This is a genomic window from Streptomyces sp. NPDC002088 (genome assembly GCF_040296605.1).
GTDB lineage: Bacteria > Actinomycetota > Actinomycetes > Streptomycetales > Streptomycetaceae > Streptomyces.
In genome coordinates this window covers 348,292-370,419 of record NZ_JBEOXO010000007.1, presented here as the reverse complement: position 1 = coordinate 370,419, position 22,128 = coordinate 348,292, and the positions used below count along the sequence as shown (strand labels likewise).

General features: G+C 72.9%; 16 protein-coding genes. 5 read left to right on the top strand and 11 right to left on the bottom strand.

Annotation, left to right across the window (positions count from 1 at the left end):
• Window position 1: 1 nt before the first annotated feature.
• Window positions 2-856: a bifunctional methylenetetrahydrofolate dehydrogenase/methenyltetrahydrofolate cyclohydrolase gene (locus ABT114_RS18175; RefSeq protein WP_351143608.1), complete on the bottom strand. Its 855-nt coding sequence runs from the start codon at window positions 854-856 to the stop codon at window positions 2-4.
• A gap of 264 nt (window positions 857-1,120) precedes the next feature.
• Between ABT114_RS18175 and ABT114_RS18170 the strand changes: the two genes are divergently transcribed.
• The gene (locus tag ABT114_RS18170) at window positions 1,121-1,744 is read left to right on the top strand and encodes a hypothetical protein (protein WP_351143606.1); all 624 of its coding nucleotides are present in this window, start codon (window positions 1,121-1,123) and stop codon (window positions 1,742-1,744) included.
• A gap of 118 nt (window positions 1,745-1,862) precedes the next feature.
• Here ABT114_RS18170 and purH read toward each other — a convergent pair whose 3' ends face one another.
• Complete coding sequence (gene purH / locus ABT114_RS18165) at window positions 1,863-3,434, bottom strand: bifunctional phosphoribosylaminoimidazolecarboxamide formyltransferase/IMP cyclohydrolase (RefSeq protein ID WP_351143604.1); 1,572 nt, start codon at window positions 3,432-3,434, stop codon at window positions 1,863-1,865.
• Window positions 3,431-4,060, bottom strand: coding sequence for a phosphoribosylglycinamide formyltransferase (gene purN / locus ABT114_RS18160; RefSeq protein ID WP_351143602.1), 630 nt, complete (start codon window positions 4,058-4,060; stop codon window positions 3,431-3,433). Before purN ends, purH begins: the two co-directional genes overlap by 4 nt.
• A gap of 288 nt (window positions 4,061-4,348) precedes the next feature.
• Here purN and ABT114_RS18155 point away from each other — a divergent pair, with 288 nt between their 5' ends.
• Window positions 4,349-5,155, top strand: coding sequence for a hypothetical protein (locus ABT114_RS18155; protein WP_351143600.1), 807 nt, complete (start codon window positions 4,349-4,351; stop codon window positions 5,153-5,155).
• Window positions 5,156-5,181: 26 nt separating this feature from the next.
• Here ABT114_RS18155 and ABT114_RS18150 read toward each other — a convergent pair whose 3' ends face one another.
• Window positions 5,182-6,972, bottom strand: a complete 1,791-nt coding sequence (locus ABT114_RS18150; RefSeq protein WP_351143598.1) for a cell division protein PerM — start codon at window positions 6,970-6,972, stop codon at window positions 5,182-5,184.
• A gap of 96 nt (window positions 6,973-7,068) precedes the next feature.
• Here ABT114_RS18150 and ABT114_RS18145 point away from each other — a divergent pair, with 96 nt between their 5' ends.
• Window positions 7,069-8,184: a helix-turn-helix domain-containing protein gene (locus ABT114_RS18145; protein ID WP_351143596.1), complete on the top strand. Its 1,116-nt coding sequence runs from the start codon at window positions 7,069-7,071 to the stop codon at window positions 8,182-8,184.
• 97 nt (window positions 8,185-8,281) lie between these two features.
• On the opposite strand, the gene sucD is transcribed toward ABT114_RS18145, so the two are convergent.
• From sucD to ABT114_RS18110, 7 genes are all read right to left on the bottom strand, one after another.
• The gene (gene sucD / locus ABT114_RS18140) at window positions 8,282-9,166 is read right to left on the bottom strand and encodes a succinate--CoA ligase subunit alpha (protein WP_030930211.1); all 885 of its coding nucleotides are present in this window, start codon (window positions 9,164-9,166) and stop codon (window positions 8,282-8,284) included.
• A gap of 21 nt (window positions 9,167-9,187) precedes the next feature.
• Window positions 9,188-10,366 (bottom strand): ADP-forming succinate--CoA ligase subunit beta, encoded by a 1,179-nt coding sequence (sucC, locus tag ABT114_RS18135; RefSeq protein WP_351143594.1) that lies wholly within the window; start codon window positions 10,364-10,366, stop codon window positions 9,188-9,190.
• Between the two features lie 410 nt (window positions 10,367-10,776).
• On the bottom strand, window positions 10,777-12,852 hold the full coding sequence (locus ABT114_RS18130; RefSeq protein WP_351143592.1) for a hypothetical protein: 2,076 nt from the start codon (window positions 12,850-12,852) through the stop codon (window positions 10,777-10,779).
• 154 nt (window positions 12,853-13,006) lie between these two features.
• Window positions 13,007-13,978: a hypothetical protein gene (locus ABT114_RS18125; protein ID WP_351143590.1), complete on the bottom strand. Its 972-nt coding sequence runs from the start codon at window positions 13,976-13,978 to the stop codon at window positions 13,007-13,009.
• 153 nt (window positions 13,979-14,131) lie between these two features.
• The gene (locus ABT114_RS18120) at window positions 14,132-15,304 is read right to left on the bottom strand and encodes a vWA domain-containing protein (protein WP_351143588.1); all 1,173 of its coding nucleotides are present in this window, start codon (window positions 15,302-15,304) and stop codon (window positions 14,132-14,134) included.
• Window positions 15,301-17,697 carry a DUF5682 family protein gene (locus ABT114_RS18115; protein ID WP_351143586.1) on the bottom strand — a complete coding sequence of 799 codons (2,397 nt, stop codon included), beginning with the start codon at window positions 17,695-17,697 and terminating at the stop codon, window positions 15,301-15,303. Before ABT114_RS18115 ends, ABT114_RS18120 begins: the two co-directional genes overlap by 4 nt.
• A 64-nt stretch (window positions 17,698-17,761) precedes the next feature.
• Window positions 17,762-18,907: an ATP-binding protein gene (locus ABT114_RS18110; protein ID WP_351143584.1), complete on the bottom strand. Its 1,146-nt coding sequence runs from the start codon at window positions 18,905-18,907 to the stop codon at window positions 17,762-17,764.
• A gap of 144 nt (window positions 18,908-19,051) precedes the next feature.
• Here ABT114_RS18110 and ABT114_RS18105 point away from each other — a divergent pair, with 144 nt between their 5' ends.
• Together ABT114_RS18105 and ABT114_RS18100 are read left to right on the top strand one after the other, a co-directional pair.
• On the top strand, window positions 19,052-20,407 hold the full coding sequence (locus tag ABT114_RS18105) for an SWIM zinc finger family protein (protein ID WP_351143582.1): 1,356 nt from the start codon (window positions 19,052-19,054) through the stop codon (window positions 20,405-20,407).
• 43 nt (window positions 20,408-20,450) lie between these two features.
• Window positions 20,451-22,127, top strand: coding sequence for a DUF5691 domain-containing protein (locus ABT114_RS18100; RefSeq protein WP_351143580.1), 1,677 nt, complete (start codon window positions 20,451-20,453; stop codon window positions 22,125-22,127).
• The last annotated feature ends 1 nt before the right edge of the window (window position 22,128 follow it).

Below are 22,128 nucleotides of genomic sequence, written 5' to 3'. Positions count from 1 at the left end.
CTCAGCCGACACTGCGCTCCGCCGCCTCGACCACGTTGACGAGCAGCTGGGCGCGGGTCATCGGGCCGACGCCGCCGGGGTTCGGGGAGATCCAGCCGGCGACCTCGGCGACGCCCGGGTGGACGTCCCCGACGATCTTGCCCTCGGCGTTGCGCGAGACGCCGACGTCGAGAACGGCGGCGCCCGGCTTGACGTCCTCGGGGCGGATCAGGTGCGCGAAACCGGCCGCGGCGACGATGATGTCGGCGCGCTTGAGGTGGGCGGACAGATCACGGGTGCCGGTGTGGCACTGGGTCACCGTCGCGTTCTCGCTGCGCCGCGTCAGCAGCAGCGGCATCGAACGCCCGATGGTGACGCCCCGGCCGACGACCACGACCTCGGCGCCCTTGGTCTCCACGCCGTAGCGGCGCAGCAGGGTCAGCACACCGTTGGGGGTGCAGGGCAGCGGCGCGGGCTCGTTGAGGACCAGCCGGCCGAGGTTCGTCGGGTGGAGGCCGTCGGCGTCCTTGTGCGGGTCCATCAGTTCGAGGATGCGGTTCTCGTCGATGCCCTTGGGTAGCGGCAGCTGGACGATGTAACCGGTGCACGCCGGGTCCTCGTTCAGCTCCCGGACGACCGCCTCGATCTCCTCCTGCGTCGCCGTGGCGGGCAGCTCGCGCTGGATGGAGGCGATACCGACCTGGGCGCAGTCGCGGTGCTTGCCGGCGACGTACTTCTGGCTGCCGGGGTCGTCTCCGACGAGGATCGTGCCGAGGCCGGGCGTGACGCCCTTCTCCTTCAGCGCCGCCACGCGGGCGGTCAGATCGGACTTGATCGCGGCTGCGGTGGCCTTGCCATCGAGAATCTGGGCGGTCATGACCCCATCCTCCCGGATGACCACCCCCTGGTTCCAATCCGGGTCCACAGCCACGCCGCCCGGCCCGTTTCACCCCATGATCGGCGATGTTGCACTTGCACAACACATGCGGAATGCGGCTGGACAAGTAAGCGGAGACTAAAGAACGATGAGCAGCACAGTGCCGCGGGCAGTACCGGGGGGACGGACCGCATCTGTAGAACTTTCCTCCGAACCGTGCCGCGCGTCGTCCCCGCACTTGGGCAACACGGAGGAAGGACCGCCATGAGTTTCGGCGACCCGAACAACCCCTACGGGCAGCCGCCCCAGCAGCCGCCGGCCGCTCCCGGCTACGGATACCCGCAGCAGCCGCCCGGCGTACCGCCGCAGGGCTATGGCTATCCGCAGCAGCCGGCGTACCCCGGCTACGCCGGGGCGAACATGCTGCCGCAGTCGATGCCCGGTCTGATGGTGACCGCGCGGGTCCTGCTCTACATCGTGGCGGCCGTCCAGATCCTCATCGGCATCTTCGCCATCTTCGGCGCCGCGACGATCAACGACGCCTCCAACTCGGGCGAGGACGCCTTCGGCAGCAACGACTTCTCCGACATCGGCCACGCCTCGGCCGGCATCATCTTCGTCGTCGCCGTGCTCTTCCTGGCCCTCGCGGGACTGTCGATCACCCTGGGCGTGAAGTTCTCCCGCGGCGGCCAGGGCATCCGCATCACCACCATGATCTACGGCATCCTGGGCGCCCTCTTCGGCGTCCTCATCCTGATCGGCGCGGCCGACGCCAGCTCCTCGGCCGCCCTGGTGTGGGCGCTGCTGTGGATCGGCTTCGGCGGCATCATGGCGGCGGCGATGATCGCCCCGTCGGGCTCGGCCTGGTTCAACCGCCCGCGGTACTGAACGGACCGGACGCGGCCGAAGATTCGCACCAGCAACACCCGAGGGCCGTGTCTCACCCCCGTGGAGGGGGAGACACGGCCCTGGTGTCTTCGGGCGAGGCGGCCGAGCGATCAGGCGATCAGTGGAAGAAGTGCCGCGTCCCGGTGAAGTACATCGTGACGCCCGCCTTCTTAGCGGCCTCCACGACCAGCTCGTCACGGACCGATCCGCCGGGCTGGACCACGGCCTTGACGCCGGCCGCGGTGAGGATCTCCAGGCCGTCGGGGAACGGGAAGAAGGCGTCGGAGGCGGCGTACGAGCCGCGCGCCCGCTCCTCGCCGGCCCGCTCCACAGCCAGCTTCGCGGAGTCGACCCGGTTGACCTGGCCCATGCCGACGCCGACCGAGGCGCCGTCCTTGGCGAGCAGGATGGCGTTGGACTTCACGGCCCGGCAGGCCTTCCAGGCGAAGGAGAGCTCGGCAAGCTCGTCCGCGGTGAGCGCCTCACCGGTCGCCAGCGTCCAGTTGGCGGGGTCGTCGCCCTCGCCCTGGAGGCGGTCGGTCACCTGGAGCAGTGCGCCGCCGTCGATGGGCTTGACCTCGGCGGGGTGCGAGGGCGCGGTCGGGGCCTTCAGCACCCGGATGTTCTTCTTCTTGGCGAGGGCCTCCAGGGCGCCCTCCTCGTAGTCGGGCGCGACGATGACCTCGGTGAAGATCTCGGCGACCTGCTCCGCCATCTCCTTGCTGACCGGCCGGTTGACGGCGATGACGCCGCCGAACGCGGACAGCGGGTCGCAGGCGTGCGCCTTGCGGTGCGCCTCGGCGACGTCCGCGCCGATCGCGATGCCGCAGGGGTTGGCGTGCTTGATGATCGCGACGGCCGGCTCGGCGTGGTCGTACGCGGCACGGCGGGCGGCGTCCGTGTCCGTGTAGTTGTTGTACGACATCTCTTTGCCGTGCAGCTGCTCGGCCTCGGCGAGGCCGGCGCCCGTGCCGTCGACGTAGAGCGCGGCCGGCTGGTGCGGGTTCTCGCCGTAGCGCAGCGTGCTCTTGCGCTCCAGGGTGGCGCCGAGGAAATCGGGGAACTGCGAGTCGTCGACGGGGGCGTAGGAGCCGGCGAACCAGCCCGCGACCGCGATGTCGTACGACGCCGTGTGCTGGAAGGCCTCGGCGGCCAGCCGCTTGCGGGCGGCGAGGTCGAAGCCGCCGTCCTTGACCGCGGCGAGGACGTCGGCGTACCGGGCCGGACTGGTGACCACGGCGACCGACGGGTGGTTCTTGGCGGCGGCACGCACCATCGACGGACCGCCGATGTCGATCTGCTCGACGCACTCGTCGGGGGAGGCGCCCGAGGCGACGGTCTCGCGGAACGGGTAGAGGTTGACGACGACGAGGTCGAACGGCTCGACACCCAGCTCGGCGAGCTGCTCACGGTGGCTGTCCAGCCGCAGGTCGGCAAGGATGCCCGCGTGGACCTTGGGGTGCAGGGTCTTGACCCGGCCGTCCAGGCACTCGGGGAAGCCGGTGAGCTCCTCCACCTTGGTGACGGGAACGCCGGCGTCGGCGATACGGGCGGCCGTGGACCCGGTGGAGACGAGCTCGACACCGGCCTCCTGGAGCCCGCGCGCGAGCTCCTCGAGCCCGGTCTTGTCGTAGACGCTGACGAGCGCGCGACGGATGGCTCGCTTGTTGCTCTCGGCGGTGGCGGTCACTGGATAACTACCTTTCGTCCCTCAATGCGATAGCCGTTGCGGGCGAGCCGCCCCACGACATCGACGAGCAGCCTTCGCTCGACTTCCTTGATGCGCTCGTGCAGAGCGCTCTCGTCGTCCTCGTTCCGGATCTCCACCACGCCCTGAGCGATGATCGGTCCGGTGTCGACACCGTCGTCGACGAAGTGGACGGTGCAGCCGGTGACCCTGGCGCCGTACGCGAGCGCGTCGCGCACACCGTGGGCTCCGGGAAAACTGGGCAGCAGGGCGGGATGCGTGTTGACGAACCGCCCGCCGAACCGGGCGAGGAACGCCTTCCCCACGATCTTCATGAACCCGGCCGACACGACCAGGTCGGGCTCGTAGGCGGAGACGGCCTCGGCGAGGGCCGTGTCCCACTCCTCCCGGCTGCCGTAGTCCTTCACCTTCGTGACGAAGGTCGGCAGCCCGGCACGCTCGGCGCGCGCGAGCCCCTCGATGCCCTCGCGGTCGGCGCCCACGGCCACGATCTCGGCTCCGTACGCCTCGGTGCCGGCGGTCGCGATGGCGTCGAGGAGCGCCTGCAGATTGGTGCCGGATCCGGAGACCAGCACGACGAGGCGCTTGGCCACGGGCTTGGCGGCCACGGTGGGGCCCTTTCTCGGGGAAGCGTTTGTACGGTCGTACGAATGCTTCGCGCCCCCGGATACGGGGAAGTCTACGAAGCGGCCGACCGTCAGCAACGATACCGGCACACGAGGCGGCCCCCACGGGACGGGGGCGTGGCCGGAAGGTAGCGTCTGGGAGGAGCGGGCTCGGGAACGCGGTCGGTGTGCGGTGCGTTCACGAAGTGACAGCTCACGCAGGACCGTGACAGCTCACGCAGGACCCGTCGCGATACCAGTCGTATTCACCAAGGGGAAGACGCTCACTTGATGCCGGACCGCAGCCAGCGACTCCTCACGCTCCCCCCGCAGTCGGCGCAGGGAGTGGTGCGCAGCGGCGTGCTGCTGCGCGAGCAACCCGCCTCGCCTCCCGACGCATCCTCGGGCAGGAAGAACGGCGGCGAGCAGGGCGGCAACGGCCCGGCCCAGGAGGACAACCCGTTCGCGCCGCCGCCGGAGGGCACGCCCGACCGGCCGTGGCAGCCGCGACGCCCGGCGGGCGGCGAGGGCGACGACGGCGGCTCCGGCGGCTCCCCGTGGGGCAGCCAGTGGAGCGACCGGCAGCCCGGCCGCTCCCAGGGCGGCTTCGGCGAGCGCCCGGGCAGTGGCAACAGCAATGGCAACGGCAACGGTGGTGGTCCCGAGGGACCGTCCGGCGGCGGCCCCGGCACCGGTATGCGCTGGGACCCGACGGACCCGGTCCAGCGCCGTGCGCGCTACGCCCTCCTGTGCGGCATGTGGGCCTTCTTCTTCGCCCTCTTCAGCTGGCCCTATGTGGCCCTGCTGCTCGGCGCCCTGGCCCTCTACTGGGGCATCAGCGCCCTGCGGACCAAGCCCCGCACCGGCGACCCGAACACCCCCGCCACCGACACCGGCAGCCGCCCCCAGACCACGGCCGCGGTGAGCGGCCTGGTCACGGCGTCCCTGGCCATCGCCCTGGTCGCCGCGGGCTTCACCGCGCAACTCGTCTACCGCGATTACTACACCTGCACCACCGACGCCCTCACCAACGAGGCCAAACAGTCCTGCAAGCAGCTTCTGCCGGAGGAGCTGCGGGGAGTGCTGGGAACGAGCTGACGGGGGCGAGTCACCCCTCGGCGACGTCAGTGCCCAGGAGCCTCGCCAAGGGCCTCGCCAGGGACGTCCTCCGGCGAGCCGGACACCTCCCTCAGCGCCGACCAGCGAGCCTCGCGAAAGGTGTCGTCGTACCAGAGCTCGGGCGTCGGCTCGACGGCTGGAGGATCGGCGGGCAGGAGGTCGTACAGGCTCTCGTGCTCGCTGTGCTTTCCGGTGTCCTGGCGGCTCCCCGGCATCGTCCCTCGCCCACTCGAGCCCCGCCCCCGCCCCGGCATCCGCATCCGTAGCCCACGCCGACGCCCGCTGGAAGGTCCCTCCAGTGGCGCCTCCCCTGATGTCTCCCCCGGCGTCTCCCCACATGCCTCCCCCCGCGGCCTGCCGATCTCCGACTCCTGCCCCGCCCCCCGACCGCCCCTGCACCGCCACTCCCGCACCGCCACCGCCACCGGAACCCCCGCACCCACCGTCCACACCAGCGTCGCCCCGCCCACCTGCCACCACACCGGCCCGAAGCGGGCGAGCGCGGCGACGCCGAGCGCTCCGCCCGCCAGCGCGGCGAGCACGGCCAGCGCCACCGCGCACAGCAGGGCCGCCAGCACAGCGGAGGCGAAGGTCCGCCCACGCGACCAGACCCCCACCCCCCGCTTCCCCACCCCGTCCTTCCCCGCCCCGTCCTTCTTCACCGCCGAAGCCGCTCCGCCGACGAACCACCCCACCGTCACCCCGGCTGCCACCGGCACCGCCACGGACGCCCAGTTCAGCGGTGTGCCGGGGCCCGCGTCCGGTACCGCCGCCAGCAGGGGGAACGGCGGGAACAGCGGGGCGGGGGCCGAGGACAGGGGGCTCGTCACATGGCCGACGCCCAGCGCGAAGCCGGGGCCGACGGCGTACGCGGCCGCCCACACCACCGCGTTCGGGAGCAGCACGAGGCACAGGAACAGGACGGCGAACCGTCCGGACCAGCCGTCCGTCAGCTGCCAGAAGGACGCGCGCGCCGCCCCTCCGTGCCACACCAGCGACGCTCCCACCAGCAGCGCGCCGCCGCCGAAGAACACCGCCGTCCCGGCACCGGCGGCCCGTACGACGGCCCGCAGCCGCACCCGGGCGTCCACCCCGAGAACGAGCCGCCGCAGCGCACCCGGCAGGAGGACCAGCACGCTGTCCGCGGCGTCGCCGGGCCGCCCGTACGCCGCCCACACCCCCGCCCCGGCCGCCACCGCGGCGACCAGCGGCAGACACGCCCCCGTCCACACCCACGAGGGCCGCAGCTCGCCGCCCGCGGCATAGAGGGCGGCGGTCGCACCGACGGCGAGGTAGCCGAGGACGACGCCCACCCATGCCGTGCACGCGGCCACCCGCGGTGCGGCCACATCCGCATCCACGTCCCCATGTGCATTCCTGTTCAGGTTCCCCTTTACGTCCCCCGCGTCCCCGTCCGTATCCACGTCTTCGCCGCCGTCCGCCACGTCCCGTGCCGCCCGGTACACCAGCCAGACCGGCAGCACGAGCAGCAGCATGGGGGTGACGCCCACGGGGGCCGGGACGCCGGAGAGGGTGTCGGTGCGGACCAGTTCGGCACCGTGCGCCAGCAGCCACAGGGCGGCGGCGACGTGCAGGGCGCCCCCCGGCCCGCTGTCGGGATACGGCGAACTGATCCACAGCACCAGCACGAGCACGGCGAACGAGCCGAGCCCCAGCCCCGCGGCGACGGCACCACCCAGGAGACTGGCGGCCAGCCCGGGCGAACGGTCACGCATCCGGGCGAGCAGGGGCGACAACGACGGTCGGCGAACGGTCATCTGGATCACGACCGTCATGCTCCCAACGACACGCGCTTTCCCGTCGTAACAGGCGAACTTCCGCCGTGTCACTCAATATATGTTTATGTACTTTTTCGTACGAAAGGGCACCCTGTGACACAGAGCCCTGCACCCCCGCTCCCCCCGCCCGAGGAATGCCGACGCCTGCGCGAGAAGGCCTCGCTGACGCAGGACCAGGTCGCGGCACGGGTGGGCGTCACGCGGAAGACGGTGCGCGCATGGGAGGCCGGCCGCACGGCTCCGCGGGGCCGGAAACGGGAAGAGTACGCCAAGGTGCTGGCCGCGTTCGCCGAGCCCTGGAGCGGCATGACGACCGGTCAGGATACGGCGAGCGACACCGAAGTGACCCTACGCCTGGAGAAGCAGGCGTCGGCAGCCGCCGAGGCGTCGCAGCCCCCTGGGACGACCGACCCCCTGACGCCCGCTCAGGCCTTCGACGCGCTGTACGCCTTCTGCGCCCCCGCCCTCGTACGCCAGACGTACCTGCTCACCGGGCGCCGCGAGCTCGCACGCGAGTCCGTCGAACGGGCCTTCCAGCTCGCCTGGCAGCGCTGGCCCGAGGTGGCCCGGGACCGCGACCCGGCGGGCTGGGTGCGGGCGACGGCGTACGAGTACGCGCTCTCCCCCTGGCACCGCTTCCGCCTGCGCTACCGGCACCCCGAACCGCCGCCCGCCGACGCCACCGACCGCGCGCTGCTGGACGTACTGCTCAAACTCCCGCCGCCGTACCGTCGCACCCTCCTCCTCTACGACGGTGTCGGCCTCGGTCTGCCGGAGACCGCGGCGGAGACGGAGGCAAGCACACGGGCGGCAGCGAAGCGGCTGCTGCACGCGCGCGAGGCCGTCGCGGCGCGCCTGCCGCAGCTCACGGAGCCGTCCGGCCTGCACCGGCAGCTGACCGAACTGGCCTCCACGGAACGTCTCCAGGCGGCCAAGCCGACGACCGTGCGGGTGAACGGCGAACGCAGGGCACGCTTCTGGACCCGGGCCGCGATCGCGTTCACGGTCGCCATCGTCGGCGCGACCTCCCTCACCCTGCGCACCGCACCCACGCGCTACGAACCACCGGTGCCCGCCGGGGAGACGGTACGGGGAGTCCCGCCGAAGGCGGCGCCGGGCCCCCTCTCGCACACGGAACTGACCCTGCGGGCCAAGCTGCGCTCGGAGGCGCAGCACGGGCCGGAGAGGCTGGTGCCTCTCTCGCGCTGAGCACGCTGAGCATGCGGAAGGGCCCGCACCCCCCGTGAGGGTGCGGGCCCTTCTGCCATGCCCGGAGCTGTCATGCCCGAGCTGTCATGCCCGAGCGTCAGCCCGCGAGGATCTCGCGCGCGAGCTTCGCCGTCTCGGTCGGCGTCTTGCCGACCTTGACGCCGGCGGCCTCGAGGGCCTCCTTCTTCGCGGCAGCCGTGCCGGAGGAGCCGGAGACGATGGCGCCGGCGTGGCCCATGGTCTTGCCCTCGGGCGCGGTGAAGCCCGCGACGTAGCCGACGACCGGCTTGGTCACGTTCTCCTTGATGAAGGCCGCGGCCCGCTCCTCGGCGTCGCCACCGATCTCACCGATCATGACGATCAGATCGGTGTCGGGGTCGGCCTCGAACGCGGCGAGCGCGTCGATGTGCGTCGTACCGATGACCGGGTCGCCACCGATGCCGACGGCCGACGAGAAGCCGATGTCACGGAGCTCGTACATCATCTGGTACGTCAGCGTGCCCGACTTCGACACCAGGCCGATGCGGCCCGGCTTGGTGATGTCGCCCGGGATGATGCCGGCGTTCGACTGGCCCGGGGTGATGAGACCGGGGCAGTTGGGGCCGATGATGCGGGTCTTGTTGCCCTGCGACACGGCGTACGCGTAGAACGCGGCCGAGTCGTGGACGGCGATGCCCTCGGTGATGACGACCGCGAGCGGGATCTCCGCGTCGATCGCCTCGACGACGGCGGCCTTGGCGAAGGCCGGCGGTACGAAGAGGACGGACACGTTCGCGCCCGTCTTCTCGATCGCCTCGGCGACGGTGCCGAAGACCGGGATCTCCGTACCGTCGACGTCGACGGTCGTGCCCGCCTTGCGCGGGTTCACGCCACCGACGATGTTCGTGCCGTCGGCGAGCATGAGCTTGGTGTGCTTCATGCCCGTGGAGCCGGTCATGCCCTGGACGATGACCTTGCTGTCCTTGTTGAGGAAGATAGCCATGGCTGTCTGAGTCCCTCTTCCTTACTTCGCAGCCGCGAGCTCGGCGGCCTTGTCGGCCGCGCCGTCCATGGTGTCCACGCGCTGGACCAGCGGGTGGTTGGCGTCGGAGAGGATCTGACGACCCAGCTCGGCGTTGTTGCCGTCCAGACGGACGACGAGCGGCTTGGTGACGTCCTCGCCGCGGTCCTCCAGGAGCTTCAGCGCCTGCACGATGCCGTTGGCGACCTCGTCACAGGCGGTGATGCCACCGAAGACGTTGACGAACACGGACTTGACGTCCGGGTCGCCGAGGATGATCTCCAGGCCGTTCGCCATGACGGCCGCGGACGCGCCGCCGCCGATGTCGAGGAAGTTGGCGGGCTTGACGCCACCGTGGTTCTCACCGGCGTACGCGACGACGTCCAGGGTGCTCATGACGAGACCCGCGCCGTTGCCGATGATGCCGACCTCACCGTCGAGCTTGACGTAGTTGAGGTTCTTCTCCTTGGCCGCAGCCTCGAGCGGGTTCGCCGACGCGTGGTCGACGAGCGCCTCGTGCTCCGGCTGACGGAAATCGGCGTTCTCGTCCAGGGAGACCTTGCCGTCCAGGGCGATGACGTCGCCGGAGGCGACCTTGGCCAGCGGGTTGACCTCGACGAGGAGCGCGTCCTCTTCGATGAAGGTCTTCCACAGGGTGACCAGGACGTTCTCGACCTTGTCGGCGACCTCGGCCGGGAAGTTCGCGGCCTCGACGATCTGGCGCGCGACCTCGGGGGTCACACCCACGTTGGCGTCGATCGGCGTCTTGGCGACAGCCTCCGGACGGGTGGCCGCCACCTCCTCGATCTCCATGCCGCCCTCGACGGACGCGATGGAGAGGAAGGTGCGGTTGGCTCGGTCGAGGAGGAAGGAGACGTAGTACTCCTCCAGGATCTCCGGGGCCGTCTCGGCGATCATCACCTTGTGGACCGTGTGGCCCTTGATGTCCATGCCGAGGATGTCCGTCGCGCGGGCGACGGCCTCGTCCGGGGTCGCGGCCAGCTTCACGCCGCCGGCCTTGCCGCGGCCACCGACCTTCACCTGCGCCTTGACGACGGACTTGCCACCGAGACGCTCAGTGGCTGCGCGGGCCGCCTCAGGCGTGTCGATGACTTCACCGGCCAGCACCGGTACATCGTGCTTGGCGAAGAGGTCCCTCGCCTGGTACTCGAACAGGTCCACGCGCTTCCGTCCCTATCAGTGATCTCGCGGTTCGTTGGATGCGTGGGCGTGCCGCGAAGGGCAACGTGACGACCGCATGTGTCACAGGGGATGCGCACACGGTGTCCGAGCGCGCGGCATGTCCGTCTCGCAGGTTATCGCCGGTTGCAGGGGGTCTCTAAATCGAGGGTCACACATGAGCGGTGATACCTGTCACATGATGCCGTTTTTACGGCCCTCTTTGGCACGGCGTGCCGCGAAGGTGGGGCCTCACCGGGCTGGGGTTGACCCGGTGAGGCCCCTTGAAACAGCCCACAAGGGGCCCAGGCCGGGTGATCCTCACCCCAATGAGGACCACCCGTCCCATCCGCGGAGACTGGGCCGGACCAACCGACGGCTTTCGGCCATCCGGGTCCTTCGGCCCCGCGGGGTCAGATGCTGTACGTGCTTCCGTAGTGCACGTTCTGCATGCTTTGCATGTTCCGCACGTCCTGCATGTACTGCGCCTCCTGCACGTCCTGCACGTACTGCACGTACTGCGCGTCCTGCGTGTAGCTCGGCGTGATCGACTCGACGACGCCCTCGACGCCGGTAAGGGCGTGGCCGGCCAGCGGGCCGCCGGTCGCCTCGACGGTCCCGGTCAGGTCCTGCGCGAACGGCGCGACTCGGCCCGTGACCCCGTCGACGAACGGCGCGGCCTCGCCGAGGACCCCGCCCCCGAAGGGAGCGACATCGCCTGCGACGCCGTACGCCAGCGTCGTGGCACTGCCGCCGACGCCCTGGACGACCGGCCGCACGGTCTCGGTGACGGTGTCGACGACGGGCTGCACGGCCCCCGTGACCCCCTGCACGAACGCCGGAACCTCACCCACGACACCCCCGGCGAAGGCCCCGGCCTGCCCGGCCACGCCGTGCGCGAGCGGCGGTACGGCACCGACGACGCCGCCCGCGAAGGGCTCCACGTCACCCACGACGCCGTACGCCAGACCGGTCGCGTCCGCGGCGGCCTGCCCGGCGACGGGCACGACCCCGTGCACGGCGGTGTTCGCGACGGGCGGCAGAACGGCGCCGGTCGTGTCGGCGGTCACCTGCCCGACGAGGCCGGTGGCGTACGGCGGTACGTCCGTGACGACGCCGCCGACCACCGGCTGAACGTCGGCGACCACCCCGGCGGCGACGGGCTGCACACCGGTGACCGCACCGCCCGCGGCCCCTCGCACGTCGGAGACCGCGCCCCAGGCCACCGGCGACACGCCCTGGGCGACACCGCCCGCGACCGGCTGGACGTCAGCGACGACCCCGTACGCCAGACCGGTCGCCGCATCGACGGCGTGACCGGCGGTCGACTCGACCCCCGTCACCGCGTGCGTGGCGACGGGCGCGACCCCGGTCACCGCGTCGCTGACGGTCGGAGTCAGCCCGCTCACCGCCCCCGTCGCCACGGGCACCACGCCCGACACGGCGTGCCCTGCGACCGGCGTCACGCCCGCCACGGCCTGGCCGGCGACCGGCAGCACGCCGTCGACCGCGGCGGCGGCCACCGGCGGGACGACCACACCGGCCGTCTGCTCGACCACCGGAGTGACCGTGCCGGGGACGGCGGCGACGGTACCGACGACCCGCTGCTCGACCCCGCCGACCGTGCCGGTGACGTGGTTCGGCACGGAGCTGACGGTGGCCTCGGCGGCGGACTGCACGCCGTCCGCCGTGCCGGTGACCGCTCCGGCGGTGTGGAAGTCGACACCGGCGACCGTGCCCTGTGCGGTGGCGGTCGCTTCCGCCCCGATACGGCCGGCGCCCGCGACCGTGTGCCGCGCCTTCGTCCGTATGACGCCGTCGACGCCCTGCCCCTGACCACGGGCCGCCGACTGGGCACCCTGGAGCTTCGTCTGGGCGGCGGCCAGGGCCTGCTCCAACTCCGGTGCGAAGACGGAGAGCGGGCCGAAGAGGTAGTCGATCCCGTCCTGGGGGGTGATCGGGGTCTGGGTCGGGGTCTGGGTCACGGCCGGGGCCGCGTCGGAGACTGCGCCGGCGGCCTTGCCGGCCGCGACGGTGGCCGTGGCTGTGGCTGTCGCCGTGGCAGTGGCAGTGGCCTTCGCGGCCCGTGCGCCCTGGATGGCCTGCGCGCCCCTGATCCTGGACGCGGTGGGGGCGGTGACCTTGGCGTCGACGTAGCGACGGGCCTGCTCCGCGGTGTCGGCGGCGTGAGTCGTCGCCTTGGCGTGGGTACCGGCGTCGGCGCCGGCATTGGTGCCGGCCTGGGTCGCGGCGCCGAGGGTCTCGGTGACCGAGGAGGTGACCTCGGCCGCGGTGTCGGTGGCCGTTCCGGTGACGGCGTCGACGGTGTCGGCGACCGCGCCGAGGGTGCCACCGGCGTCGGTGGTCGCGTCCGGTACGGACACGGTCGAGGAGGGCAGCTCGTCGGCGCTGGCGACGGCGGAGCCGAGCGCCCACGCGCCGGAGACGCCGGCTGCTATCACGATGGAGCGGCGGATGTTCTTGTTCATGCGTGCGTCAGATCCTTACGGGATTCCGAGGCGTCGAGACGTCGAGACGTCGGGACATCGGGACATGGGGTCCGGAGAACGGAGGGGTGTCCGGACGGGAGGGCAGGCCTGTTCCGCCCCCGCGCGGCAGGTCAGCAGCGGGGGAAGGCCTGCCCTAGGCGGGGAATACGGGGATGTCCCGGTACCTGTCCCTGGTCCCGGCAGCGTCGGCACGCGCCGCGGTGCCGGGCACGAGCCGCAGCGGCGCCTGGAGGCTCGGGGGCACGGCATGCGCGTCGCCATGCCGCGACGTGCCGTTGTCGAGCGCCGACTGGTTGACCAGCGCACCGTTGGGGTCGCCGGTGGGCGCCGGGTACGCCGGCGCGGCGTGGACGGGGCGGTGGCGGGTGATGTCGGCCGCGGTGCCCGTGTCGGTGCCGATGCCGTCAGCGGCGGGACACGGCCCGTACGAGTCCGTCGGCGCCGGATGTTCCGTACGCCCGCCGGACGACACGATGTCCGCGGAGCCCGCCGGCTGCGGTGCCGTGGTGACCGGCGCGGGCAGCGTCTTCCCCGGCAGCGGGGGCAGGCCCGGCAGCGAGGGCGCCGCGGGCAACGCAGGCAAGGCAGACAGGGATGGCAGCGGCGGCACTTGCGTCCGCGTCTCCGCCAGCCCCGCGGTCACCAGCGTCCCGACCGGCTGCGTCACGGCCTCGGTCACCGGGTGCGCGAGCGCCTCCCGGACGGAAGCGGCGACACGGTGACCCGCTGGACGTACGACGGGCTTGTCCGGCGTGAGCCGACCCACCGTGCCCTTCGTGCCCTTCGTGCCCTTCGTGCCCTTCGTGCCCTTCGTGCCCTTCGTGCCCTTCGTGCCCTTCGTGCCCTTCGTCAACGACCGGACCCCGTCCACCGCGGCCGACGGCACGGCAGAGGCCGAGCTCGTCGTCGAAGCCGAAGCCGTAGCCGAAGAGGAAGAGACCGAGGTCATCGGCGTCGTGCCCTCCGCCGCATGTGCCTGCTCCCCGCAGAGGAACCCGAGCGCGAACAATCCGCCCACCAGCACCGCGACTTGCAGCGCACGCCGCCCGGCCGCCGTGCGCAACACGCGCAGAGCGGCACCGGACAGGACTGCGGGCCAGGTCAAGAGGGGGCGGATCCTCACGTGCGGCGGAGCAAGTGACAGATGACGGGTGGCATCGATCCTCGCACGCGACTCCCGCGGTTGCGCAAGCCCCCTGTTACCGATGGGTAGTCATGTCCGCTTTCGTGCCCCCCTTTTCCCTCACCCCATCGGCTGTCACTGACTGTCCGGCACCGGTATCGGACGCTTCTCGATCGCCGCCGCCATCACCTCCGGGAACAGGTCGGGCGTGCAGGCGAACGCCGGTGCTCCCAGTGCGGCGAGCGCGGCCGCGTGCTCCCGGTCGTAGGCCGGCGCCCCCTCGTCCGACAGCGCGAGCAGGGTCACGAACTGCACCCCCGACGCCTTCATCGCCGCGACCCGTTTGAGCATCTCGTTCCGTATCCCCCCTTCGTAGAGGTCGCTGATCAGCACGACCACCGTCTCCGCGGGCCGGGTGATCTGTGACTGGCAGTAGGCGAGTGCCCGGTTGATGTCCGTGCCGCCGCCGAGCTGTGTCCCGAAGAGGACGTCGACGGGATCGTCGAGCTGGTCGGTGAGGTCGACGACCGCCGTGTCGAAGACGACGAGCCGCGTGCTGATCGACCGCATGGAGGCCAGCACCGCCCCGAACACGGACGCGTAGACGACCGATGCCGCCATCGACCCGGACTGGTCGATGCAGAGGACGACCTCCTTCTTCACGGACTGCGAGGCGCGCCCGTACCCGATGAGCCGTTCCGGCACGACCGTTCGGTACTCCGGCAGGTAGTGCTTGAGGTTGGCCGCGATCGTGCGGTTCCAGTCGATGTCGTGGTGGCGCGGCCGGCTGACGCGGGCGCTGCGGTCGAGGGCGCCGGTAAGGGTGGCGCGGGTGCGGGTGGCGAGCCGCTTCTCGAGGTCCTCGACGACCTTGCGCACGACGGCCCGTGCGGTCTCCTTCGTCGTCTCGGGCATCGCCTTGTTGAGCGAGAGCAGCGTGCCGACGAGGTGCACGTCGGCCTCCACCGCCTCCAGCATCTCCGGCTCCAGCAGAAGCGTGGACAGCCCGAGCCGGTCGATGGCGTCGCGCTGCATGACCTGCACGACGGAGGAGGGGAAGTACGTCCGGATGTCCCCGAGCCAGCGCGCCACGGACGGCGCCGACGCTCCCAGCCCCGCCGAACGGTCCCGCCCCGACTGCGGCTTGTCCCCCTTGCCGTAGAGCGCGGTGAGCGCCCCGTCCATCGCGGAGTCCTGCCCGGACAGCGCGCACCCGGTGCCGTCGGCAGAGTCACCGCCGAGCACCAGCCGCCAGCGCCGCATCCGCTCCTGCGTCGGATCCGGCGCGCCCGTCGGCCCGGTCGTCATGTGCCCACCCCCACAAGGTCGTTGTCGTCGGCCTGTCCCTCGCCGGTCTTCCCCTCTTCGGCGTCCAGGCCGAGCAGCAGCCGCACCACCGGCAGTACGGCGTCCGCGCGCACGGTGTCCGGTTCCGGGTCGAAGCCGGGTATGCCGGAGCTCGGACCGCCCGCCGCGCTCCCCCGCTCTCCGGGCCCGCGCCGCACCAGCTCGCCGAGCGTTCTGCGCACCCCCGGTTCGTACGCCGAGAAGGTGCGCCGCAGCAGCGGCAGCACGTCCGTGAACGCCCCCGCCGGCACCCCGGTGAGCCAGCCGTCGACCAGGCCGAGCAGCCGCTCGTCATGCACGAGGAGCATCCCGCCCCCGCCGCCGACGAAGCCCTCGATCCAGGCCGCCGCGTCCCCCGGCGGCGTCCCCGGGGACAGAGCGAGCCCCATGAGCCGCGCCGCCTCGTCCTGCGCCAACTCCCCGCCGTCCAGCAGAAGCCGCACGGCCCGCCCCCGGACCACGCCGGGCACGGTGTCCCGCGCGGACAGCACCCTGAGCACCCGGTGCCAGCGCCCGCGCAGGTCGCCGTGGACTGGTGCGGGAACGTCGCCCAGCAGGGCCACCGCCCCGTGCACCGCGTCCACGTGGCGCCGCATCTCGTCGGCGGCGTCGGCGTCGAGTCCGGCGCAGGCCGGCGGCAGACCGACGAAGACCCGCCGGGCGAGGCCCGCGGCGACCTCGGCGAGCGCCCCGGTGTCCGTGCCGCGCACGTCGCCGTAGCGCAGGGAGCGGACCAGGGCCGGCAGGGCCTGGGCGAGGTGACCGACGTCCGTGTCGAGGGCCGCGCGGTCGGCGAGGATCCGCATGACCGTGGGGAGCGCGTCGGGCAGGTCGGCCAGCAGGCAGTGCTCGGCGAGTGCGGTGACGTCGGCGAGGCTCTGCGCGGCAACGGCGTCCGCCTCCGCCTTCCCGGTCGCGGCGGCGAGCACGGTGGTCCCCCACACGCCGGCCTCGGCGACCCGCACGGACAGCTCCGGCTCCCAGCGCAGCCGCCACGTCTCCCGGAACGTGCCCGTGCTGCCCCGCGAGGCGGCCGGCTCGCCCCAGTCGACGCGCAGCAGCCGCAGCCGGTGCAGCAGCCTGCTGCGCCCGGCGTCGGTCTCCTTGCGCAGGTCGAGCTCCAACTCCCGCTCCAGGGCCTCTGGTTTGAGCCGCAGTCGGCGCTGCGACCGGTCAAGGTCGCGCTGCAACGGCACCGCCGGCGCCGCCCGCGGCACCTCCCCCAGTACGTCCCCCACGACCAGCCGGTCGTGCACCAGCGCCAGCGGCACGTCCGAGCCCTCGCACATCACCGCCCGCACGGCGTCGGTCGTCTCGCTCAGCCCGGGCAGCGGGCGGCCGCGCATCGCGGCGAGCGTCCCGGCCAGCCGCACCGCCTCGATGACGTGGGCCGAGGAGACGAGCCGGTCCTCCGCGCGCAGCAGTCCGGCGACCTTGGTCATCCACCGCTCTACCGGCCGGTCCGGCGCGCCGAACAAGTGCCCGTACCAGCCTGGCGAGTCGATGCCTGCGCCGTAGCCGCTGTCCCGCGACAGTCTGCGGTGCGTCCACGGCACCCAGGTCATGTCCGTCCTGACCTTGGGCAGCCCCTTCAGCAGCGCCCGGTCGGCGGCCGCGGTGGTCCTCTGCCGCAGTGCGGGCACGTGCCAGGCCCCGCACACCACGGCGACGCCGCCCTCGAACTCCCGCTGCGCCCCCCGCACCTGGAGCCGCATGTACGCCTCTCGCACGAGATCCCGGTCGTGGCCCCCGCTGCCGTAGGCCTCTCGCAGCGCCCCCATGGCCTCCTCGAGCGCCACGAACGGAGCGAACACGTCCTCGTCACCCGCGCCCGACTGGGCGCCTACGTCCCCGTCACCCGCGCCCCGATGCTCGACGACGTCCTCCCACCAGCGCTCGGGATCGTCGTAACCGGCGACTTCGGCGAGCACGCCGAGGGGGTCGATCCGGACGTCGGCGCCGGGAGCGTGTGCCTCGGCCTCCCCTTCTCCTTCTCCCTCGTCGCTCGCTGCCCTCCCCCACGCCAGGGTGTGGGTGGCCGGCAGATCGATGAAGCGGGCCGGGACGCCGTGTTCCACGGCCCAGCGGATCGCCACCCATTCCGGGGAGAACTCGGCCAGCGGCCAGAACGCCGAGCGGCCGGGCTCGTCCACGGCATGGGCGAGGAGGGCGACCGGCGGCCGCATGTCCTCGTCGGCGGCCAGCGGGATCAGCGCGTCGGCCTCGGGCGGCCCCTCGATCAGCACCACCCCCGGCCGCGCCGCCTCCAGCGCGGCCCGCACCGCCCGCGCCGACCCCGGCCCGTGATGCCGTACGCCCAGCAGCAGCGGCCCCGGGCCGGCACCGGTCGTCATCCCACTCCCCCTTGTCCTCGCCGTCGCCCTCGGGAGCAATCCAGGAACCCCCACCCGGTGTCGCTCATGCGCTCACCTCCCGGCAGGCCCGGTAGAAGTCCTTCCAGCCGTCCCGCTCCCGTACGACCGCCTCCAGGTACTCCTGCCAGACGACCCGGTCGGACGCCGGGTCGCGGACCACTGCGCCGAGGATGCCCGCGGCGACATCGCCCGCCCGGAGCACGCCGTCGCCGAAGTGGGCGGCCAACGCCAGGCCGTTGGTGACGACGGAGATCGCCTCGGCCGTGGACAGCGTGCCGCTGGGCGACTTCACCTTCGTACGGCCGTCGGCGGTGACCCCGTCACGAAGTTCGCGGAAGACGGTCACGACGCGGCGGATCTCGTCGATGCCGTCAGGCGCGGCCGACAGGTCGAGGGAGCGGCCGATCTGGTCGACGCGGCGCGCGACGATGTCGACCTCGGCCTCGACGCTCTCCGGCAGCGGCAGCACGACCGTGTTGAAGCGGCGGCGCAGCGCGCTGGACAGGTCGTTGACCCCACGGTCGCGGTCGTTGGCCGTGGCGATCAGGTTGAACCCGCGGACCGCCTGCACCTCCTGGCCCAGCTCCGGTATCGGCAAGGTCTTCTCCGACAGGATCGTGATGAGCGTGTCCTGCACATCGGCCGGGATACGGGTCAGTTCCTCGACGCGCACGGTCATCCCCTCCGCCATGGCCCGCATGACGGGGCTGGGCACGAGGGCGTCGCGGCTCGGGCCGTGGGCGAGCAGTTGCGCGTAGTTCCAGCCGTAGCGGATCGCCTCTTCCGGTGTGCCGGCCGTCCCCTGCACCAGCAGGGTGGAGTCGCCGCTGACCGCCGCGGCCAGATGCTCGGAGACCCAGGTCTTCGCGGTGCCGGGCACGCCGAGCAGGAGCAGCGCGCGGTCGGTGGCGAGCGTGGTGACGGCAACCTCGACGAGGCGGCGCGGGCCCACGTACTTCGGCGTGATCACCGTGCCGTCGGGCAGGGTGCCGCCGAGCAGGTAGGTCGCCACCGCCCACGGCGACAGCTTCCAGCGGGCCGGGCGCGGGCGGTCGTCCTGCGCGGCCAGTGCGGCGAGTTCGGCGGCGAAGGCGTCCTCGGCGTGCGGCCGCAACGCCTCGCCCGTCTCTTGCGCGGGCGGATCGACCACCGTCGGTTCCACGGACACAGTTCCCACGGACACAGTCATGGCTGAGGCCCCCTCCAGCTCGGCCGGTTCGGATCTGGTGCCCACCGTGCACCACGGCACTGACAATGCGTTCCGACCTGCGCAAACGCGGCGCCGTCCCGCTCGCGGGGCCGATTGTCAGTGGTGGGATCTACCTTCGATGGCATGACTCAGCAGGGGGTGCGCTGGACGGCGGACCAGGTGCTGGCACTGGCGCCTGACGCTGCTTCACGCAAGGCGGGGAGCAAACTCGGCACGGCCGGCCCGTGGTCCGAGGCGGGCAGTTCTGACGAGGGGGCGGTGTGGGGACTGTGCAAGGGCAGCGGCAGCAAGCCGTATCAGACGGTCGTCGACGTCGCGGACACGTCCGGCCCCGAGTACAAGTGCAGTTGTCCGAGCCGCAAGTTCCCGTGCAAGCACGCGCTCGGGCTGCTGTTGCTCTGGGCGGGCGGGGACGGTGCGGTGCCGCCGGGGCAGCCGCCGGCCTGGGCCGGGGAGTGGCTGGAGGGGAGGAGGAAGCGTGCGGGGGAGAAACGGACGGCGGGCGCCGGGGGTTCCTCGCCGGGGAGTGGTGATCCCGAGGCGGCGCGGCGCAGGGCGGAGCGCCGGGCCGAGCGGATCACAGCGGGGGCGTCGGAGCTGGAGCAGCGTCTGACGGACCTGCTGCGCGGTGGCCTGGCCACGGCGGAGCAGGCGGGGTACGGACTGTGGGAGGAGACGGCGGCCCGCATGGTCGACGCGCAGGCGCCCGGACTGGCGGCCCGCGTGCGCGAGTTGGGGGCGATCCCGTCGTCGGGGCCCGGCTGGCCGGTGCGTCTGCTGGAGGAGTGCGCGCTGCTCCACCTCCTCGACCAGGGCTGGCTGCACCGGGAGCGGCTGCCGGACGGCCTGGCGGCGACGGTCCGTTCCCGCATCGGCCTGCCCGGCGCGGCGGACGGCCCGCCACTGCGCGACCGCTGGCTGGTCCTCGCCCAATACGACACGGCGGACGCGAAACTGACGACCCGCCGCATCTGGCTGCACGGCGCCGACTCGGGGTGTACGGCGCTTGTCCTCTCCTACGGCGCCGCAGGCCGGGCCCCGGAGCTCGCGCTGCCGGTGGGGCTGGCCCTGGAGGCCGAGGTGTCCGCGTACCCGGGCGCCGGACAGCCACGGGCGGCCCTGGGCGGACAGTTCGCACCACCCGCGCCGACGGCGGTACGGCCGCCGGGAGTGACGACGACCGAGGCGACGGCCCGCTACGGCGAGGCTCTTCGGGACGACCCGTGGCTGGACTCGGTCCCGGTGACGCTGGACCGGGTGATCCCGGTCCAGGACGGCGACGCCTGGCAGCTGGCTGACGCCGACAAGGACACGGCCCTGCCGCTCGCCCCCACCGCCCGCGCACGCCCGGGCCTGTGGCGCCTGGTCGCCCTCTCGGGCGGTGGCCCCGTCAAGGTCTTCGGCGAGTGCGGCCACCGGGGCTTCACCCCGCTGACGGCCTGGCCGGAGGGCGCGGGCGAGGCGGTGCCGCTGTGCTGAACCGTCGGCCACCGCACGCCACCCATCTGTGGAAAGGAACCCTATGAACAGGACGTCCGCTCCCGTGGACGCGCCCGCGCCGGGCGCCTGGGAGGACCTGGTCACCGCGGCGCTGCTCGGGACGGACCGGCGTACACCTCCCGCCTCCGGGCCCGGCCGGGGCCGGGAAGCACCGGTGGCGCTGCTGGACGCGGCGGCCACGGAGACCGTACGGCGGCGGGCCGGGCTGCGGCCGGCCCGCGCGGCCCGGCGCCCGGAACCGGCCCCCGCCGACCCGCGCCCGGCGCTGCCCGCGGCGGCGGCGCACAGGCTGACGATGCTGCTGGCCGACCGTTCCGGTGTGGGCGGCGGAGGTCGCAGAGGCACGGCGCCGGATCTGATGGAGCTGCTGCCCCAGTGGCTCGCGGTGGCGAACTCCCGCGGTTTCGCCGCACCCCCTCAAGCGCTGCCCGCGCTGCTGGACGCGGCCCGCGGTCGTACGGACCTGCGACCGGCGGCGCTGACGTTCGCGGGCCCGCGCGCGGTGTGGCTGGCCCAGCTGAACCCGGACTGGCGGTTCGCCCTGCGCGCGACCCCGGGCGGGGGTGCGGCGCTGCCGGCCCCGGAGGAGGCGGACAGGGTCGGGCAGCTGTGGCAGGAGGGCCTGTTCGCCGAGCGGGTCGCCCTGCTGTCGGAGATACGGGCGCGCGAGCCCGAGGCCGCGCGCGAGCTGCTCGCGGCAACCTGGGCGACGGAACGCGCGGAGGACCGGCTGATGTTCCTCGACTCCCTGCGTACGGGCCTCGGTCCGCGGGACGAGGACTTCCTGGAGCAGGCGCTGGCCGACCGGAGCCGCAATGTGCGGGCGACGGCGGCGGAGTTGCTGTCGGCGCTGCCGGGCTCGGCGCTCGCCGCGCGGATGGCGGTGCGGGCCGGGGCGTGCGTGGCCGTCGACCACATGCGGGCCGAGCCGATGCTCACCGTCGAGGCGCCGCACGAGTGCGACGCGAACATGGAGCGCGACGGGGTCGTGGCCAAGGCTCCGGCGGGCCGGGGTGAGCGATCGTGGTGGTTCGGCCAGCTGGTGGAGGCGGCACCGCTCGCCACCTGGTCCGGGCGGCTCGCCGGACGGACCCCGCGGGAGATCGTGACGCTGCCCGTGGCGGACGACTGGCAGGGCGAACTGCACGCGGCGTGGTGCCGGGCGGCGGTGCGCCAGCGGGACGCCGAGTGGGCGTGGGCGCTGCTCGGGGTGCCCTCCGCGCCTGAGGCGGGCGGGCCGGGGGCGGTGTCCCTCGCCGAGCGGGCGAAGCTGCTCGGGACGCTGTCCGCTGGGGAGCGGGCCGGGTGGGTCGCCGGGTTCATCGCCGCGCACGGCCTGTCCGAGGCGTTCCAGCTGCTCGGGGTGTGCGCGGTGCCGTGGGCAGAGCCGCTCGGGCGGGCGGTGGTCGACGCGCTCAACATCGCACGGGACGCCGGGAGCTACCCATGGAGCTTCAGCGGAGTGATGGGGCTGGCGGAACGCTGCCTCGCCCCGGCCGAGGCGAGCCGGCTCGACGGCCTGCTGGCGATACCCGACGAACCGGAGGACGCGTCACCGGGGGCCGGGGGGTACTGGGCGGAGGCCTTCCAGCGCCTGGTCACCACATTGCGCCTGCGCGCGGTGATGGCGGAGGAGCTGGGCGCGGCCGTCCCCGCCACCACGGCGCTCACCGCCTCGACACTCACCGTTCGTAGCTGAA